This window comes from Viridibacillus sp. NPDC096237, assembly GCF_050278625.1.
GTDB lineage: Bacteria > Bacillota > Bacilli > Bacillales_A > Planococcaceae > Viridibacillus.
In genome coordinates, this window is record NZ_JBNNTI010000043.1 from 1 (window position 1) to 17,810 (window position 17,810).

At 34.8% G+C, this 17,810-nt stretch carries 15 protein-coding genes and 3 pseudogenes; 6 read left to right on the top strand and 12 right to left on the bottom strand.

Going from position 1 to position 17,810, the window contains the following annotated elements; all coding sequences use genetic code 11:
• Positions 1-160 precede the first annotated feature (160 nt).
• Together ACQKMD_RS17995 and ACQKMD_RS18000 are read right to left on the bottom strand one after the other, a co-directional pair.
• Complete coding sequence (locus ACQKMD_RS17995) at positions 161-547, bottom strand: hypothetical protein (protein WP_427753753.1); 387 nt, start codon at positions 545-547, stop codon at positions 161-163.
• Positions 548-947: 400 nt separating this feature from the next.
• Complete coding sequence (locus tag ACQKMD_RS18000) at positions 948-1,826, bottom strand: CPBP family intramembrane glutamic endopeptidase (RefSeq protein ID WP_427753755.1); 879 nt, start codon at positions 1,824-1,826, stop codon at positions 948-950.
• Between the two features lie 361 nt (positions 1,827-2,187).
• On the opposite strand from ACQKMD_RS18000, the gene ACQKMD_RS18005 reads away from it, so the two are divergent.
• The 3 genes from ACQKMD_RS18005 to ACQKMD_RS18015 all read left to right on the top strand — a co-directional run bounded on the left by ACQKMD_RS18005 (position 2,188) and on the right by ACQKMD_RS18015 (position 6,202).
• Positions 2,188-3,513, top strand: coding sequence for an erythromycin esterase family protein (locus ACQKMD_RS18005; RefSeq protein ID WP_427753757.1), 1,326 nt, complete (start codon positions 2,188-2,190; stop codon positions 3,511-3,513).
• A 203-nt stretch (positions 3,514-3,716) separates the two neighbouring features.
• A complete protein-coding gene (locus ACQKMD_RS18010) occupies positions 3,717-4,295 on the top strand; it encodes a sensor domain-containing protein (protein ID WP_427753758.1) in 579 nt (192 codons plus the stop codon).
• Positions 4,296-4,405: 110 nt separating this feature from the next.
• Positions 4,406-6,202 (top strand): response regulator, encoded by a 1,797-nt coding sequence (locus ACQKMD_RS18015; protein WP_427753760.1) that lies wholly within the window; start codon positions 4,406-4,408, stop codon positions 6,200-6,202.
• A gap of 19 nt (positions 6,203-6,221) precedes the next feature.
• On the opposite strand, the gene ACQKMD_RS18020 is transcribed toward ACQKMD_RS18015, so the two are convergent.
• Complete coding sequence (locus tag ACQKMD_RS18020; RefSeq protein ID WP_427753761.1) at positions 6,222-7,115, bottom strand: MFS transporter; 894 nt, start codon at positions 7,113-7,115, stop codon at positions 6,222-6,224.
• Positions 7,116-7,255: 140 nt separating this feature from the next.
• On the opposite strand from ACQKMD_RS18020, the gene ACQKMD_RS18025 reads away from it, so the two are divergent.
• Complete coding sequence (locus ACQKMD_RS18025; protein WP_427753762.1) at positions 7,256-7,564, top strand: ArsR/SmtB family transcription factor; 309 nt, start codon at positions 7,256-7,258, stop codon at positions 7,562-7,564.
• 94 nt (positions 7,565-7,658) lie between these two features.
• Positions 7,659-7,718, top strand: a pseudogene (locus ACQKMD_RS18030) (hypothetical protein); the annotation flags it as partial.
• 529 nt (positions 7,719-8,247) lie between these two features.
• Here the strand turns inward: ACQKMD_RS18030 and ACQKMD_RS18035 are convergent.
• Together ACQKMD_RS18035 and ACQKMD_RS18040 are read right to left on the bottom strand one after the other, a co-directional pair.
• Positions 8,248-8,418, bottom strand: a pseudogene (locus tag ACQKMD_RS18035) (IS4 family transposase); the annotation flags it as partial.
• A 552-nt stretch (positions 8,419-8,970) separates the two neighbouring features.
• A complete protein-coding gene (locus tag ACQKMD_RS18040; protein ID WP_427753763.1) occupies positions 8,971-9,840 on the bottom strand; it encodes a hypothetical protein in 870 nt (289 codons plus the stop codon).
• A gap of 635 nt (positions 9,841-10,475) precedes the next feature.
• Here ACQKMD_RS18040 and ACQKMD_RS18045 point away from each other — a divergent pair.
• The gene (locus tag ACQKMD_RS18045; protein ID WP_427753764.1) at positions 10,476-11,447 is read left to right on the top strand and encodes an ABC transporter ATP-binding protein; all 972 of its coding nucleotides are present in this window, start codon (positions 10,476-10,478) and stop codon (positions 11,445-11,447) included.
• 85 nt (positions 11,448-11,532) lie between these two features.
• Here ACQKMD_RS18045 and ACQKMD_RS18050 read toward each other — a convergent pair whose 3' ends face one another.
• The 7 genes and pseudogenes from ACQKMD_RS18050 to ACQKMD_RS18080 all read right to left on the bottom strand — a co-directional run bounded on the left by ACQKMD_RS18050 (position 11,533) and on the right by ACQKMD_RS18080 (position 17,520).
• On the bottom strand, positions 11,533-11,634 hold the full coding sequence (locus tag ACQKMD_RS18050; protein ID WP_427753765.1) for a hypothetical protein: 102 nt from the start codon (positions 11,632-11,634) through the stop codon (positions 11,533-11,535).
• Complete coding sequence (locus tag ACQKMD_RS18055; RefSeq protein WP_427753766.1) at positions 11,600-12,103, bottom strand: hypothetical protein; 504 nt, start codon at positions 12,101-12,103, stop codon at positions 11,600-11,602. Before ACQKMD_RS18055 ends, ACQKMD_RS18050 begins: the two co-directional genes overlap by 35 nt.
• A gap of 168 nt (positions 12,104-12,271) precedes the next feature.
• Positions 12,272-14,062: pseudogene (ltrA, locus tag ACQKMD_RS18060) on the bottom strand (group II intron reverse transcriptase/maturase).
• Positions 14,063-14,863: 801 nt separating this feature from the next.
• Positions 14,864-15,271, bottom strand: coding sequence for a hypothetical protein (locus ACQKMD_RS18065; protein ID WP_427753767.1), 408 nt, complete (start codon positions 15,269-15,271; stop codon positions 14,864-14,866).
• A 116-nt stretch (positions 15,272-15,387) separates the two neighbouring features.
• Positions 15,388-15,843, bottom strand: a complete 456-nt coding sequence (locus ACQKMD_RS18070; RefSeq protein ID WP_427753768.1) for an NUDIX hydrolase — start codon at positions 15,841-15,843, stop codon at positions 15,388-15,390.
• A 128-nt stretch (positions 15,844-15,971) separates the two neighbouring features.
• Entirely contained in the window at positions 15,972-16,565 is a 594-nt protein-coding gene (locus tag ACQKMD_RS18075) for a hypothetical protein (protein WP_427753769.1), read from the bottom strand.
• A gap of 238 nt (positions 16,566-16,803) precedes the next feature.
• Positions 16,804-17,520, bottom strand: coding sequence for an MBL fold metallo-hydrolase (locus tag ACQKMD_RS18080; RefSeq protein WP_427753770.1), 717 nt, complete (start codon positions 17,518-17,520; stop codon positions 16,804-16,806).
• Positions 17,521-17,810 lie beyond the last annotated feature (290 nt).

Here is a 17,810-nt window from a genome sequence, read left to right on the forward strand (position 1 = left end):
CTCTTTTCTGTGAATTGTGTTATGGTGACTTAATTCTACAAGAAAAGGTCTTCCTTTTTCTATTTATTCATTTACACAAGATATTTTACGCTCTCCTTCTTAAACAAAAGCACCCCGTTAGTTGAATAAGGTCTCGGATTTATCAAACCAATCGCTTCAATTATGTTTGAACTGGAACAACACTCCAGTTAATCTTGTTAACATCTCTAAGATTAATGTTTCCTAAACTCAAAATATGGGGAATATATGCGAACATACCAAAGTTAACGCCCTTTTGTTGTTCTTCTGTGAAGTATTTTAATGTGTCTGCTGGCAAAGCCGAGCATTTTTGATAAGAAATTATATCAATAATTTGAATCTCTTCATCAGGTATATCCGTAGCTGGACCTTTATAATTTTCTTTATTATAAAAGTACACAGCATTTTTATTTTCCATCAATTTTTCCGTTGGTATTTCATAAAACAACAAATCTTTTTTTGTACTTACTCCAAGAGAATGTAAAGCTTCGTAAATATGATAAGGGTGAAGAGGAAGTAAAAAAATCACATCATTCCACATTTTCAAATGACTGAAACAATTCTATATGATATATGATTTTCTGAATAACACTATCTTTTGTGTTTAATGCTATTAATGTATCCATAAAATACACCCATTATTAGTAAAAAAAAATAGGAATGAAGAGTAATACGTTTTCTTATTCCCCCTTTTCGTGGTGGGGATGGGCAAAAACCCCCAATAACTGAACTGGAAATTGAAAAATGACTTACCCTATCGATAAGTCATTTTTATTTCGCAATTATCAACAATATAATTTAATAAAGCCAAAAAATAAAAAATCCGATTTCAAATGAATATTGGGAATAAAAGGAATTATGTGGCCTGTTTTTACACGTATCTTCTCCTTAGAATATTTCACCAATTGAATTTGAAACACATCTGTATGCTATTTGGTGAAATTTACTATTCGAGACGTAATTATTGCAGTAATCAAGATGATAATAGCGGTTATCAAGCCAGATTCTCCAATCCAAATCTCAGTTTGATATCCTGTACTTGCACGTGCGAAAGGTCCTTGAATAATGGCATTCCAAGTGGTGTGGATGATAACCGACGGCCAAACACTACCTGTGATAAGTCGTAAATAAGCTGTAATATAACTGAATGGTACAATACAAAAATAGATGCCAAGTACAGAGAGAAAGACAGATGGTCCCTCTACGTATAGACCAGCAATAACAATTGGAACATGCCACGTTGCCCAAATCAATCCACTAATAAGGATGGGGCGTGAAAACTCTGCATCGACTAGCCTTGTAAGCATATAACCTCGCCAACCCATTTCTTCTCCCAAAACTGGGATTAAGTTAAGCAAACTTCCTAAAATGCCGCTCAATACTACTAGATAAATGAAACTGAATGGCGCCGGTATATACTGAAGTCCAAGTATATTGTAGATTGGTTCTAACATACCACCTTCTGGAGACTGAAACCTCGCAATTCCGCTCAACCAGGCGATAGAATAAGTAATTCCACAAATAATCATAGGTATTAGCAGAGCAAGACCAATCCCCTTCCATATCTTTAAGTTACCGAAACTAAAAGATACATCTTTAAACCCTTCTTTTAGTATTATGCGAGTCAAAATAGAAGAAAATGCTGGGGTAAACATATATACCACAATAAGCGGCATACTTTTAGTAATTATTTCTACTACATTTAGGATAATAGAAGTAATGATTAAGATACTCAGAAAGAGTTGAAGTCCTATTTTAGCACGTTGGATTTTATCTTTATTGTGGAACGATTTTGCGTGTAATATCATTGTAATCCGCCCTTCCCCTTTAATTCATTTGTTTATCGAATTTACTTCTTGTCATTTACACAGACACAACTTAGAATAAAAATATTTTGGCATACGGATTAATTCGTCTTTAAAATCCCTCCCAAACTCATAATCTAGTCTTACTTACGACTCATCAATGTAATTATTATTTATAAGTTGTCATAGCCGATAGTACAAAAGTGTAATGATTAACCTATGACTTGTGTCAATTTAACCTTATGACAATATGTAACTAGAAAGTATGATATGGAATAGATAACAATTGAATTAAGGCAATTGATTCGTGCAAGTACATGAATCAATCTTGCTTTTAAAAATAATCCAATTGAGGTGGAAAAAAATGAATAAGAAAAGAATAATTGCAATGGTTAGTACAGCTTTATTAGTCACAGGATGTGGAGAAGTAGGAAAGGCTCAAACAGTAGCAGTCGAAAATTCAGGCCAATCAATCCAAAAAAATATAGTTAAATCAATACAATCACAGGCTAACCCATTAAAAACGATAGAGCCGTCAAAACCATTTGAAGATTTAAAACCACTTAAGAAAATGATTGGGAGTGCACAATATGTAGGATTAGGAGAGAATACTCATGGAAGCTCTGAAATTTTCACTATGAAGTTTCGCCTTGTGAAATATTTAGTTACTGAGATGGGTTTTACAAATTTCACAATGGAAGAAAATTGGGGAAGCGGCTTAAAGCTAAATGAATATATCCAAACAGGAAAAGGAAACCCTAGAGAATTTTTAAACTTGTTATATCCTACTGATGAAATTATAGCCATGATTGAGTGGATGAAAGATTATAATGCTGATCCATCCAATAAAAAAAAGATCCAATTTATTGGGCTCGACTTAAAGGAGTTGGACCAAGGTTGCTTTAATAAAGTAATTGATTATGTAAGGCAGCATCGACCAGATTTACTGGCAGAAGTAGAAGAAAATTATAAAGAATTGTCGTCTTTTAATGGAAGTACAAAGGAATATATGGAACTTGCTCCTGAAATAAAAGAGAAGTTCAAAGCAAACGCTGAGAGAGTAGCCCGATTACTAAAAGATGAGAATGAGCAAGCCAACACAGAAATAGTTTCACCCGAGTACATTTGGGTGAAAGCAACGGCAAGTGCAATAGAGAAATTTACCACAATGCTAATTCCTAACGACTATCCAAGTATGTTAAAGCTACATGAGCAATACATGGCCGATTATGCAATGTGGGCACAAGAAACATTCGGTGGTAAAACTATGGTATGGGGACACAATGTTCATATAGCTAAAGGAATTATCGATGAGAAATTATACCCTTATGTTGCGGGGCAGTATTTGAAGGAACGTTTAGACAATAATTATGTCACAATTGGCAGTACAACTACGGAGGGGAATTTCACCTTATACAACGACACCGCAGATAAGATTATAACGGATCTGATTCCACAAGATGTAAATAGTTTCAATTATACCCTCGGAAAAGTACCATATAAAATGTTTTTATTGGATAACCGTCACCTTAAAGGACCAGCAGAGAAATGGGTTAAAGCAAAAAGACCATTACTAAGTATAGGGGCACGACTCTTACCGAACGAATCGGCATACTTTGATAAGTCATTGCTTGAGCAATTTGATATTATTTTTCATATTCGAAAAACAAGTCCATCTCATATTAAATAAAAGTACAAAACAATCCCTTCTTGCATCTGCAAGAACGGGATTGTTTTGTGGAGGTTAATAAAAGCATCTTTTTTTAACCAGAAGTAGGTTACTCTCCCCTTTTTAGTATCATTTAGAAATGTCATATGATACTTTTACACTAGTGAGAATGACAAAAAAAGCAGTACAATTCGGTTATTACATAGATAGGAGCGATGAACTTTATGAAATCAAGATTCATCCAGAATGGTTATTTTTTATTGCTAACTTTCGTTACAGGATTGTTTTATTTTTGTTTTTATCTAATAGCTCTGCTATTCAGCTTCACCCTTTCATTCACGGTAATTGGGATTCCACTAGTTATACGCGTACTACAGACTACTACACCTTTTATCCAATTCGAGCGCATACAGACGAAAATTTATACAGATATTTCAACAGACTCTTATAATAGAAGTATAACAATAGATACATCGAACTGGACTCAGGTGAAATTAGTGCTTACAGATCGTCGCACTTGGTCTGCTGTCTTTTGGTTAATGCAGAAATTAGTAATTGGTATTTTCAGTCTCATTGGTGCAATCATTTTTTATGTAATGCCACTTATATTGCTGTTGGCACCACTACTGTATCGCCACATCGAAATGAATATTATATTCATACAGATAGATACCTTTACTAAGTCACTCTTTGTAATGTTTATGGGTATAGTATTTACCGCCATAAGTAGTAGAATAGTAGATCGTTTGACAAAGAAAATTGGGGGATATACACGTAGCATGATTCAGCAACTAAATCGATAGAAGTTTGCCTTCTGTGAGAGAATTGTAGTGTAAAATTAAAAATTATAACAATGAAGGATTAATTTATAATATAGGAAGTAAAAAGGTAGGCTATTTAGGGGGGAAATGACTTGTTAGATATGGTTAAGTATTGGGTTTGGTACGATTGGATTATGTTAGGAGTCCGTATACTTGTTAGTATCTCTATCGCCATAAACACATTAGATGTTCAGGATAGTTTAACATTGCCACTTTGGATTATTATTTTTTGGGAGGTTGTTGCCTTCTCGATTCCATGGGTAGCCTTACTGTTCAATTACAAATATTACTTGTTCACAGAAATACTGCTATATGGTGGACTGTGTATATATTTAACCTCTTTATATCCGGAAGCTAACAATACATTTCTTATATCGGTTTTTCTGATTGCTGCGAATAGTAAGCATTTGTCCTATTATTGGACAGCTCCAACAACAGTTTTTATAACAACTGGAATTTTCTATGCGGTTGCACCAAGTAATAACTATTGGATTTTGGTTACCTACTATGGACTTGCTTATGTAATGGGCTTCGCTTTCCATTTATTAATCGTCAATCATAAGCAAAATGAAGCAATTCGTAAACAAAACGCGGTACTTGAGCAATATATGTCTCAGATTGAACGCATTACACTGGCAGAGGAACGAAACAGGCTGTCGAGTGAGCTTCATGATACAGTTGGTCACGCTTATACTTCTATTATTATGGGAATGGAAACGTTGCGCACCGAGCTTGCTACTGAAATGGGTATACAGAGGCTAGATTCTCTGCTTGAAATGGGACGTAAAAGCATCGAGGACGTGAGAGGTTACCTACATCAAATGGAGTCTCCGTGTCAATCAACCTCCTTAATTCAATCTCTACAAAATCTTGGAGCCGAATTTCAGGAGCACGCTCAGGTAAATGTAAGTTTTAGAACATTCGGAGAGGAATATCAATTGTCTCGGCAAGCGAAGATCACGTTCATTCGTTGCTTTCAAGAATCTCTTACGAATGCAGTACGTCATGGTCAGGGGACTGAAATTACAGTTTCATTGCAGTTTGAACAACAATATACGAGATTGGAAGTTCAAGATAATGGAAAAGGAAATGTAGAATGGCAAGAAGGCTTCGGTATGAATGCGATGAAAGAACGGGCAATGAATTTGCAAGGGCAATTGTCTGTATATACAAAGCCAGAGGAAGGTATGCTTGTTACTTGTACCATACCACGACAAACTGAAATAAAAGATGGACTTATTCGCTTGTTGATTGTAGACGACCAGCCGTATGTTCGAGAAAGTTTGAGTATATTGCTCGATAGATATGAAGATTTAAATGTAGTCGGTTTTGCTGAGGATGGCAATCAAGCCATCGATTTGTGTGGGCGCCTTCAACCCCACGTTATACTTATGGATTTAGATATGCAGCACATGGATGGAATCGAAGCAACAAAAAAGATTAAGCAACAATGGCCACATATCCGCGTATTGATTTTTACAACGTTTCAGGATACCGAACAGGCGTTGGAATCGCTTCGCAACGGTGCGGATGGTTTTTTACTCAAATCTATTGAAACGTTGGAGCTAGCTAATACAATCCGACTTATTCACAAAGGTGGGACACTGATTGATCAGGGGATGTCTCACAAAATATTTGAGAAGTTTGATGAGCAAAAAGAGACACCACAATCAAAAGCAACCGTTTATGAGCTAACAGCTAGGGAGATAGAAATATTGCAGCTAGTAGCAAAGGGACTTCGATACACTACCATAGCATCAAGGTTATATTTATCGAATGGTACGGTCAGAAATTATGCTTCCACAGCTTATACAAAGCTAGGAGTCCGTAACAAAGAAGAAGCTGTTCAAAAGGCTCTAGAAATTGGAATTATTGGACCTCTTCGATAATTAAAGCTTTTATGATAAATTAGTGTAAAAAAAGAAAAAGAGGTTGCATAACAAGTGTTAATAAAGCGAGCATACCAATAATTGTAGACATAGGCTTCCAATCTGAAAGTCTACCAGCTACTGTATTACCTATTGTTAATCCTAATCCATACAATAGGAGAATCGGTGTAATCGCACTAGCACTAAATTTTGTAATATCTGTTAAAGTTGGTGCAATGTATGTAAATGCCGCAAAAACCCCTACGAAACTAAGAATAGTCATTAATAAAGTAAGTTGAACTTGTGGCTTTTTCAGCACTCGAATTTCTTGACGAAAACTTGGAACGGACGTAAGAGCTATTTGTGGAATGAACTTTGTGATACATAATATTGCCACAACCCCTAATGCACTAATAATCCAAAAAGATGCTCTCCATCCTAGACTTTGTCCAACAAAAGTACCTAATGGTACACCTATAATATTGGCAACAGATACCCCTGTAAAGATCATTGCAACGGCACTTGATTGCTTTTCAGGAGGAACTAATCTTGAAGCTACAACAGACCCTACACCAAAAAATGTTCCATGAGCAAAAGCTGCTAATACCCTTGATACTAAAAGAAATTCATATGTAGGAGCAACAGCACATAATGTATTACCAATTACAAACAATAACATCAACATCAATAATAGTTTTTTACGCTGCATCTTTCCTGTTAGAGCAGTAAGTAATGGAGCACCTATCGCTACTCCTATTGCGTAACCAGTTACTAATAATCCTGTAGAACTAATACTTACATTCAAATCTTTCGCTACATCTGGCAGAATACCCATGATAATGAATTCGGTAGTTCCAATTGCAAAAGTACTAATCATTAATGATATAAGTGCTAAACGTGTGTTAACATCTCGCTTTGCTCTATCTTTATTCATATTTCAATATCAACTCCTTTTTATTCGTAAAGATATATTTCCATTGTTCCATAATGTTCGAACAATGGAAATATATCACGAAATATAGTATAGTTCAACTAAACAGACTTAACTTTTTATATTTTAAGAAGGTGATTAATTTGAGAACATTGTATCATCCAAACATAAATGAAATTCGCTTATCCTCTATCCTTTACGCTCTTAGCGATCAAATTAGGCTTAAAATAGTCATGGAGCTAGCAGGGAGAGGCGAACAGTCATGTAGCGCTCTAGATATTCCCATAGCTAAGTCAACACTTTCCCATCACTTTAAAGTTCTACGGGAATCTGGAGTGATCAACACAAGAATAGACGGAACACAACGTTTTATATCGATTCGAAAAGATGACATAGATAATCGTTTTCCTGGTCTATTACAAGCTATTTTACAAGCAACCGAGACAATTTGAATTTTTTGTAAATTATTTTTAGATAAACAAAAATCGCTGTCTTATATGAGGCGACTTTTGTTTATCTAAAGAATTCAGCTGCTGCATATGAAACTTTGAAAGTATGAACCATTTCAAACAAGAACTCGAGCAATATATCCATTGTTACAATCACAAATGAAACAAACGAATTAAGGTAAAACTAAGAGGCCTTAGTTCACACATTCAATACGGATTATATTAAAAAACAAGAATTCCGTGTTCGTTGTAATGTACTTGCCTCAGGTGCGGAAGGGATAACGGATTCGTTCTATCACTTATAATTTATGACAAAGCGGCGTCTTTCAGGGCGTCGTTCTTTTTTTGTTCATAACGTCACCTAACCCGTTTCCAACAAGTACAGTATCACGAAAAAAGGGTTGTAACTACCAAAAATAGAAGAAAATAATTTCCAATTACCCCCTTTCTTTTTAACAATATCCAAGAACTGATGAATTCATCTTTAATTAATTTAAGCTACACAAAAGAGACAAGAAATTTACAAAAATCATTTTTTGTTGATTCACACTTTGACGGGCTACTCGGGATGTGGAACACTCCAAAAATGGACGTTGCGCAACACAAAATAAATTAACTTGAGAGTGTCTAAAGTCTTGACGTAGATCCATTATTAAGAGTTTGTGGAATGCTAATTAACCAATTACGATTTGTTGATTTAACCATACACACAAAGATAAAAAATGGTGCCCACGGCACTTGCGTTTTCGTTTCATTCCGCCTGCTTCTATAGCTAATTGATTAAGTGTAGCGGGAGACATATAGCGATATAACTCTTCAGCAAATAAAGACAACTCTTGTTTTTGATGCATATTCATAAAAAACATGTCATCCTTTCTCATTAACATAAGAGAATAGTAACGTGCTTTTAACTTCAAGAATAGTCTAAATCCTTAAGTTGATGGATGTGTGACGGAACCCCAATAAGGCTATTAAATTTTAACACCTAAAACAAGCATAACCCCGTTCTAAATTTAAGACGGGGTTAAAATATAGTTGTTTAATTTTCGATATAAGAAACTTCACTGTACTCAAAAATATAACAATAAAGTCGTTTAAAAATCTAAGGTTTATTTAACAATAGCGCCCGATTGTGGAAGATAATAAGCACATGTCTTCTTTAACTAACTTATCATTAGTTGAAGAAGATTCATTCTATCCCCTTAAATCCCAAATAGTTTTTTGGGGAAAATAATTATTTAATCCATATAATTAAATGTATGATTGGACTTTGTGATAATTCAATATCATGCGCCTTTCCTGTCTCGAGCTTTTCTCGATATAAGTAAATATGAGGAAGTTTATTACTAATAGGAGTAGTACCACGTGTATTTTGGGTCAATTCCAATTAAGTAATTAAACCTAAAGTTCTATTTTATATTTTTTTTAGCTGCATAATCTCCGTAAAAGTAAGAGTAATCTAGATCATCATATTTAGGAGTAGCAATTATGGTATATTTACCGTTTTCATCGACTTCAAACAAAGCTACATTATTATATTCCCATCCCACAAAATGATCTGGATTTGAATCATCTACTAACATATCTATGTTGTATATCCCTTTTGTTAATTCCCCACTTTTTTGAAAGTCCTCAATTAAATCTTTGGCCTTTGGAATAGGATGTTTATTTTTATTCATGTCAAATTCAAATAGAAAATTCACCACACCTACATACCTGCTATTATAATTTTCACGTCGGGGGTCACTTGGTATTAATGTAGGTAAAAGATCAATAGTATCAATCTTTTGAGTCTTTTTAAAATCATCAAGTAGCTCTTGAGAATCATTTATATTAAACTCCATGTTATCGTAAGGAAATATACGAATAGGACCATTTTCTTCTGGGACAGTTTTATTAGGATATTTTACTAACCCATAATTTTTTATGATCTGTCTCATTACTTGAACTACTTCTGGATGTTGCTCAATATATGCACCCTTGAATTGTTCGAAATAGATATCACTACTTTCCTCTTTTAAAATTAAAGTATCTCTTTTAATCATTAGGGACGGATAAGCACGATACGGCTTTTTCATTTCTATATAAGTTTGATGGTCAATACCTTCAAACCAATTATTAGTTGTCTTAATAATAGAAAACTCATCTTGTATTCCATAGTTTGTTTTTAAATATTCTTGTATTGGTTGATTCAGATCATCTTTAGAGAAACATCCACTAAGAATTAGGATTGATGTACTTGCTAAGATGACTTGAATCAATCTTTTAATACTCTTCATTCCCCAAACCCCATTTCCTTAATTTTAATAATATTATAACATTTTCCATTCAACTAAACTGCCACGTTGGCATAAGTACACTTCTTCACAACCTTAACGAAACAATTAATAAAGTCACTCCATAATCTGGCCCAATTGCTGAATAACATGACCGGCGTTTTTAAAACAACTTTATTATCTCTGTACATCTACTTGTTCTCGATTTAACTTATAAGACAAATAAGCTAATATTAATCAACTTCCAATAACGATAATTATGTGAACACGAAAGTCCTCCAGTTAAACAATCTGGAGGACTTTTAATAGTCTTTTAAATATATTGAATCCCAATAATAGGAGGTTATCTTATTTTTTTGCTCTTATTCTCGATTGAGATAACACTCTTTTCCGCCATTTTTTCTACATTGCACCATAACAACGCATTTGAATTATTCATTGAAATTACCCCCTTTTCAAATATTTAGAATCTAAAAAGAGGTGTGTTTATTTTTACCTTTTTTGTTACATTTTTATATTAAAATGGAAAAAATATATTTTTTTGAAATAGAAAAATATGTATGGGAAAATATCTCCTGGTGGATCGACATTCCAAAAAAGAACATTAGTTCTTATTGTAATGGTATATAATTTTCTGTTTGAATAATGCGATTGAAGCGGTAAATTTAACTCGTTCGTTTAATACTAAGAAAAGAGAAACTATTGCCGTTGATCAAATCAGCTTCAATGTTGCTTCAGGTACAATTTTTGGACTACTAGGACCAAATGGCGCTGGTAAATCAACGACTATAAAAATGTTGACAACAATCTTAACTCCTACATCAGGAAACCTAAGAGTATTAGGCCATGATATTTATAAACAAGAAAAACTGATCCGTCCAAAAATTGGACTTCTTTATGGAGGTGAACAAGGCCTGTACAGACAATTAAATGGAAGAGACAATCTAAGATTATTCGGCTCTCTTTTTCACATAGAAAAGAAAAAATTAGAATCTCAAATTAACTACTGGTTAGAAGTAGTGGGTTTATCAGAAGCCAAAAATACTCTCGTTGCTCATTATTCGAAAGGTATGAAGCAGCGTCTTCATATAGCTAGAGCAATGATTCACGACCCAGAAGTTATATTTATGGACGAACCTACTCTAGGGTTAGACCCAAAAGGCCAGATAGAACTGAGGGAAATCATTAAACAACAAAAGAAGAAAGGGAAAACCATTATTCTTACAACTCATGATATGGAAGAGGCAGAGGAATTGTGCGATGAAATAGCCTTTATTATGAATGGAAAGATTATTCAACAAGGTACATTTTCTGAACTTCAAGAGAAATTTGAAGAATCTGACGAATATGAGATTGAACTTCTGAACTCATCTGAAGGTCTAATAAATAACATAAAAACTTTTAAAGTTTGGTCTGAGGAGCACAGATTAGAGAATGGACACTTAAGATTGATTTTTAAGATACCTAAGACGGCTGAAGGAAATGATACCCTTAAACAGATTATTGATATGCTAGTGCCTTATACCATCTATCAAATGAATAAAAAAAATATGGATCTTAGATCTATTTATCTCCAACTTGTTGATAATCATATAAAACCAAATAAATAGTTATCTTGAAAGATATAAATTGACGTTTAATTGAGTCTGGATGAGGTGAAATTCCCTCACCCTACTCAAAGTGAACTCAGTATTCTTACTTAAGTGTCAGCAATATTTTACTTCGAGCATGTTGGAAGTTCTGAAGACCGAACGCATTCTGTTTAATTACTTTCGTCAGGTTGTTGGTGCGTTCCAAAAAGCCGTTGGAATACTTGAACGAGAAGCTGTCCAATAATCTGATTGATTGCTTCATTATGAAAAACACTAATCCCATAGATTTCATCCTTTTTTGAAGCAGTGCCTTCATCTAATTTTTTATAGGTAGCGGCAGGAGATGTGTCTGCCTTAATTGATACATCCTCTATATTCTTAAAACCATATTTTTTTGACTCATTATTATTATAATCATCCGTTATGATGAAACCTTGTAAAGCATTACTAACTTGTACTTTTGTGTTTGATGGCTTTTCATTATTATTTACTGATACTTCTACTATTTTCACTTCACGAAAGCCTTTATTACCAATTCCAATAACGACTGACTTTTTACCAACAGCTGTACCAAGTGTACCTATTTCCAAAGGTGGATTAAATAGCACGAAGGAATAAACACCACCAAAAGCTAATGCTAAAATTAAAACAGTAACCCAATGTTTCTTTTTCAAATTTCCCCCTCTTATTTCTATTAAACGTTAGTAATAGGTAAGCATTTGAAGTTATCTCCAGCTTTTCCCCTACTCCACACGGAACGTGCCAGTTTCCAAGCATTTCGCGTTCCATCTAGCGATGGTATTATTTAATTATAAGTTTCAAGTTACTCCTGTTGATTTGGGTTATTTGATTATTTCTAGCTCACATGTTTCTCGATATTTATTGATTTTTTCTAACATCGATTCCGTGATGCCCAAAGTTTTTATGAGTGTTTTCGCCTTAATGTTGTCGGTCATATGGATTAAACATGTACTTCTTTTTGGAGGATACGTAAGTTGTTGAATTTGTCGCTTCCACCAAGATGCACAGGTATATAGTGGTGGCAGTACACGTTTTGTACCGTTAGGAACATGCCAGTTATTTAACATTTTCCTTTTTTCATACTGTACCTACTAATCCGATTATCCATATATTCGACACTCCGTGTCGGTATTTTTGATTCCATTAACAATACTATTTCCTGTCTTATATCTTTACTCAACCGTGTGGATATTTGCACTCGACCTTCTTCGGTAAATGGGGTTATACTTTGAGTAAAGCCAATCACATTTTTAGTTTTGATGATTCCGAGAGGAAAGAGGTATATCCCGGCGATTTTATAAGTTTTAGAGCCTAAGCCATAGAACTTTTTATACACAGGTGGAGGATTGTTAGGATGTTCATATTTACCAACGGGTTTAAGACGATTGTACATAGATGCACCTATTTCATAGGCAAGTCGTGAGAACGCTAAGTTGACGTGAGTAGCTCTGCTAAAATAATTGTGTAACCCTAAGACAAAACTATTAAAGCGCATAGCATTTTGAGTAGTTGGCGATGTTCGGAGTATTTCTATTCGTTTCTTTGCATCCGCCTTAATTTTCTGCATCTTTTCAGCTTTGACAAACGTATGTGCAACTCGCTTTATTCCTTTACGATTGGCACGTATTGTGAAACCAAGAAACGCAGACTCATTCTTGCGCAGATTAATAATCTTCGATTTTTCTGGTGAAATATCAAGTTTTAAACGTTCTTTTAAAAATAATTTAACTGCATGATACCACTTTTCGGCAGTTTTCCAGTCTCGACAGATGATTTTAAAGTCATCAGCATACCTAACTATGTAGCCTTCTTTTAAGTGAGTTCGATTCTTTGCAAGAAGTTGACCTCTAGTTTTAAGTGATTTATGGAGGGGAAATAGTTCCCATTGGTCCGCAATCCACTGGTCCAATTCATTTAGTACAATATTAGACAATAACGGTGAAAGTAGGCCACCTTGTGGAGAACCCTTTGTCGGAATACCTTCTCCATCCACTTCAGCCTTTAGCATTTTGGATATACAGGCAAGGACCTGTCTATCCCGAATACCTAAATTCCATAACTGCTTAATAAGCAAGGTATGATTGATATTATCAAAGAACCCTTTTATATCCACATCTACAACGTAGTGGAGTTTCGACCGATTAACTAGAAATTGAATTCTTGCCATCGCATGATGAGTAGACCGTAAAGGTCTAAACCCATAGCTATGATTATAGAAATGAGCCTCTGCAATAGGCTCTAACACTTGTTTAAAGCACAGTTGTATGATTCTATCCAGAATGCATGGAATACCTAATGGTCGCATCTTGCCATTATCTTTTTCGATTAGTTTACGTCTGACTTTCTTTGGACGATAATTTTCCAGCTTACTTTGTATTTCTTCTACTAAATCGTTCTCTGATCGTTTCTCTATGTCTACAATAGTTTTACCATCTGTTCCAGGGGTCTTCGACCCTTTATTTGTTGATTGTTCGATACGCTAATAAAATATTGTTCCTCGACGTGATGATGTCGTATAGCAGATGGAATGATTCTTTATTTTTGGCTCGTTGATGTAAGTCTGTAAAGGTGTCTGTCATCCCGTAATAATCCCAATATCGTAGAGCTTGCACTGTGGCATCATTCCTCTTTGAAGTGATGTTCCCACGTTCTTACCCGACCGGTGCAATGCACAGTTGAAAAATAATTATTACTTATCGCTAGACTTGGGGCTGTTCCTCCAACTCCATTACAGAGGTCTCACTGGTCGTACCCCTACCCTCATAAGGACAAATGCATTTCGCCATATCGCTTATAGCAACCGTTTCGGTTGAGACAACGTTCCTTATTTTCCAAGTCCCTTATAACCTAGCTATATTTCTTCTAAACTTAGGTGCTTCCTGTAAGCCTGTGAGCTGGATACCGCCATTGTTCGGTATAACGTGTTTCATAGAAGCAATTTTTACTCCACGTCACTCACTCCATCGTTGGATGGTACACAAGTTTCCTTATGCTCTAACTTTAGACCCGTACATCCGGAAGTTCGTCTGTTCTTTTCCACAAGAAAATTCTCACCATATTTAGTTTTTCATCCATCCGGCATATCCATTGGCATACCTTTTCCGTGAGGAGTGGCTTCAGCCTTTGTTCTGCCGACTTCACCTGAGCTTCAGACCCCATAATCTGTCCCTTATGACGCATGCAGGAATCTTAATGGGATAGTTTCAAAATACATGGTTTTATCATTTCTATCCTCAGTTATAAAGTTAGGATTCCCCAAGGAATCCCTTGTTTTTTCACACATTAGTGCTTATAACAAAACTTGTCGCGCTGCTCCGTTAGTTTAAGTGTAATATTTCACATTGTACATAAAACAAGACCATCATTTTTTGATGGTCTTGTTAACTAAAGTACTCCGTTAGTTGAAGAAGAACTCATTTTTCAAATCTCACTAACGTTTTTTCAGGCATTTCAATTTGGTCAATATCAAAGTTGTTAAGTTGCAAAGTTAATTCGCCCTCTCGCTTGTCTTCTTCTTCACCAACCCAACAAGTATAGTGTTCAAAGAAATCACCTTTCCGAAGATAGCTACCCATGATTTCACATAGTCTGATTAGCTTCTTTTTCGATTCGGCAGATGTACTTGTGTTCGCATATTCCGAAATCTCAATCCCCCAATCACTTGATACTTCATAGACATAAGGCGTAGTGAATTGATATTTCTTCACATTTTGACGTTCGTACTTACTCGAAAAACAGTTACCAATGAATATTAAATCATTTGAATCTTCGTCGCTAAGCGGTATTTCTATATTACATCCAATATAGCCTGCTAAACTCATATTCACAATCTCCTTTTAACCCTTACTGATTTTTACAATCTCATTAAACAATACTGCACCGTTAGTTGAATAAGAGCTGTCTGAACAGCTCAAAGATTTTCTACTAAATCAGTCCGTTAGTTGAACAACTTTAATTGTCTTAAAGCTTCATTAACTGCCCAACTTTGATGTTCGTGGAATAAATTTACTATCGCTTGGATTGGTTCAATCCATTTAAGGAAATTGTCTTCTTCTGTAGGTTCACTTATTTGCCTACCCGTGTCGCATAAATAAAAATACCCTTCGCTAAGGTAATATTTATATTCATTTGTAGAATAAAAGTATCTTCGGGCACACCCTACAAAATGACCTACCTCAATATCCATCCCCATTTCCTCAAGAGATTCTCTTTTTAAACACTCTTCGTGTGTCTCATTTTTTTCTATTCCCCCACCTGGAAGAAAATACTTACCATCACTTGTTTGAATAATTGCTATTTTATCTTTCTGACTATCGAACATTAAACAATATACAGCGGGTCTCAATATGTATTCCTTACCATCCTCTTTTTCACCGAAAGTGATAATACCCATAATTACACCACATCTTCCTTTTATTAACTTTTATTAATTCTATCATTTCTACTTAAACTAAACTGCCTCGTTAGTTGAATTAGAACAGCGACGCTTATTAAACAATCGCGCCCGATTGCTTCAAACTTTTATTTATGAGATATATCATAAAAAACGGTGGTATAGTAATCAAAACCTGCCCAGAAATCTCCTTGTAAATTACCTAACATCCTTTGCAAATCACTTCTCGAAAAGTATTTTCCGTTTCTTATAAATCTAATACTTTCTTCTAAGTTAAGGAAATTATTTATGCTGTCAACCATGTATACTCTTTCTTCTCTGGAATAATCTCCTTCAGAAACAAGGTCTAACAGGGTATTTCTTGCCTGTTGTACATCGAAAAGCATTCTATCCAGTTTATCTTTATCAATTGATTTGGAGTCCGTGCCGATCAGCCATTCTTGTTCAAAAATCGGAAGAATAAATTGAGTTCGATTTACCGTAGGATTGTAATTATCACTTTCTAAATCCTTTTTTAGATCCTTCTCATAGGCAGCTTTAAACTCGCCAATCTCTTCTTCGTAGGTTTTGCCATTATGGGTTTCCGAACCAGGATGATATGTAAAGCTTTTATGGATGCTAAAAAGCGATAATGGATAATACCAAGATATGAAAGCTATAACAAGTACAATAAATACTCCTGAGCCTATCCCCCAGACCTTCCTTTTACGTTTTGTATTCATATAAATCCCCTTTATCTTCAGACTAATCCGCTTGTTTATTCAGATGGTTATATAACAATACGGCCCGATTGTTGAACACAAGTTAAACAATACTCTTCAACTAACCTACCCCTTTAGTTGAACAAGAATAAAGAGCCGTCTGAACAGCTCAATGATCTTCAAGTAAAGTACCCGTTAGTTGAATAAGAGTGTATATTACGCTATATTTTCATACTGCTTAACATATCAGTTGCATTGGTTACTTTACCAATAAGTCTTCAAGTTGTTTTTTCTCATTAATTTTACATAAACCTCCGTGATAACAAATCACTGTTTCAATATCGAGGTCCAAAAATTTTTCCAGAGAGTCTATTGCAGTTTTCATATCCAATGTTGTTTGTTGAATAGGTCCCCGTAAAACACCATCTACTACTACCATAGCATCACCTGCAACAAGAGTTTTGCTTTGCTTCAAATAAAGACTAATATGACCAGGAGCGTGACCTGGTGTAAAGATAACCTGAATACCACCACAATATGAAAGTTCTTGACCGTCTTCTAATGTCTTATGTACCTTTGATTTCGGAGGGTTCTTGTATAAGAATTGCATTTGTTCTGTTAAGGATGCCCATTCTTCTTTACTCATTCGATTCGGGTCCGTTTTAATAAGAGGTAACGTTCCTTCAATATATGGTTTGTCAAACACATGTGCATACACTTCAATGTCGTTATTGGATTGGTTTAGAATTTCAGGAAGAGAACCTATGTGGTCTAAATCCTGATGAGTTAGAATTACTGCTTTCAATTTATCAAGGGAGACTCCGACTTCACTCATGGCAAGTTGTATTTGCTCCAATTGTCCAGGCATACCAGTATCAATTAAAATAGCCAATTCATCATCCCATATCAGTGTTGGGTTTAATCCGAAACCCTGAACTTTTAATTCTAACATTGCTAATCCTTTATTTATTCTCATTTAATCTCCTCCTAATTTTAAATGTAAATTTTTCTAAGTATTACTTAGGAAAATTTACCACACAAGGAGAATACAATCAATACATAAATTTATTATTATACCATAATTGAAAATTTATGTCAATTTTATTTTCAGGAATTATATTTTAATTATTGAACTAACCTGCCTCGTTAGTTGAAGAAACTGACTAAAAAGGTTTAGTAATTGATGTAGGACATTATTTGAATAAATTTTTGATTTACAACACAACCTTAATGCTGTTAGAAAAAATTCTAAAACGAGACAGGGAG

Excerpts from the sequence above, each read along its gene's own strand:
- ACQKMD_RS18040 (WP_427753763.1), bottom strand. The coding sequence starts at position 9,840 with ATGAAGAGTATTAAAAGATTGATTCAAGTCATCTTAGCAAGTACATCA.
- ACQKMD_RS18080 (WP_427753770.1), bottom strand. The coding sequence starts at position 17,520 with ATGAGAATAAATAAAGGATTAGCAATGTTAGAATTAAAAGTTCAGGGT.
- ACQKMD_RS18010 (WP_427753758.1), top strand. The coding sequence starts at position 3,717 with ATGAAATCAAGATTCATCCAGAATGGTTATTTTTTATTGCTAACTTTC.
- ACQKMD_RS18075 (WP_427753769.1), bottom strand. The coding sequence starts at position 16,565 with ATGAATACAAAACGTAAAAGGAAGGTCTGGGGGATAGGCTCAGGAGTA.
- ACQKMD_RS18020 (WP_427753761.1), bottom strand. The coding sequence starts at position 7,115 with ATGAATAAAGATAGAGCAAAGCGAGATGTTAACACACGTTTAGCACTT.
- ACQKMD_RS18070 (WP_427753768.1), bottom strand. The coding sequence starts at position 15,843 with ATGGGTATTATCACTTTCGGTGAAAAAGAGGATGGTAAGGAATACATA.
- ACQKMD_RS18005 (WP_427753757.1), top strand. The coding sequence starts at position 2,188 with ATGAATAAGAAAAGAATAATTGCAATGGTTAGTACAGCTTTATTAGTC.
- ACQKMD_RS18000 (WP_427753755.1), bottom strand. The coding sequence starts at position 1,826 with ATGATATTACACGCAAAATCGTTCCACAATAAAGATAAAATCCAACGT.
- ACQKMD_RS18065 (WP_427753767.1), bottom strand. The coding sequence starts at position 15,271 with ATGAGTTTAGCAGGCTATATTGGATGTAATATAGAAATACCGCTTAGC.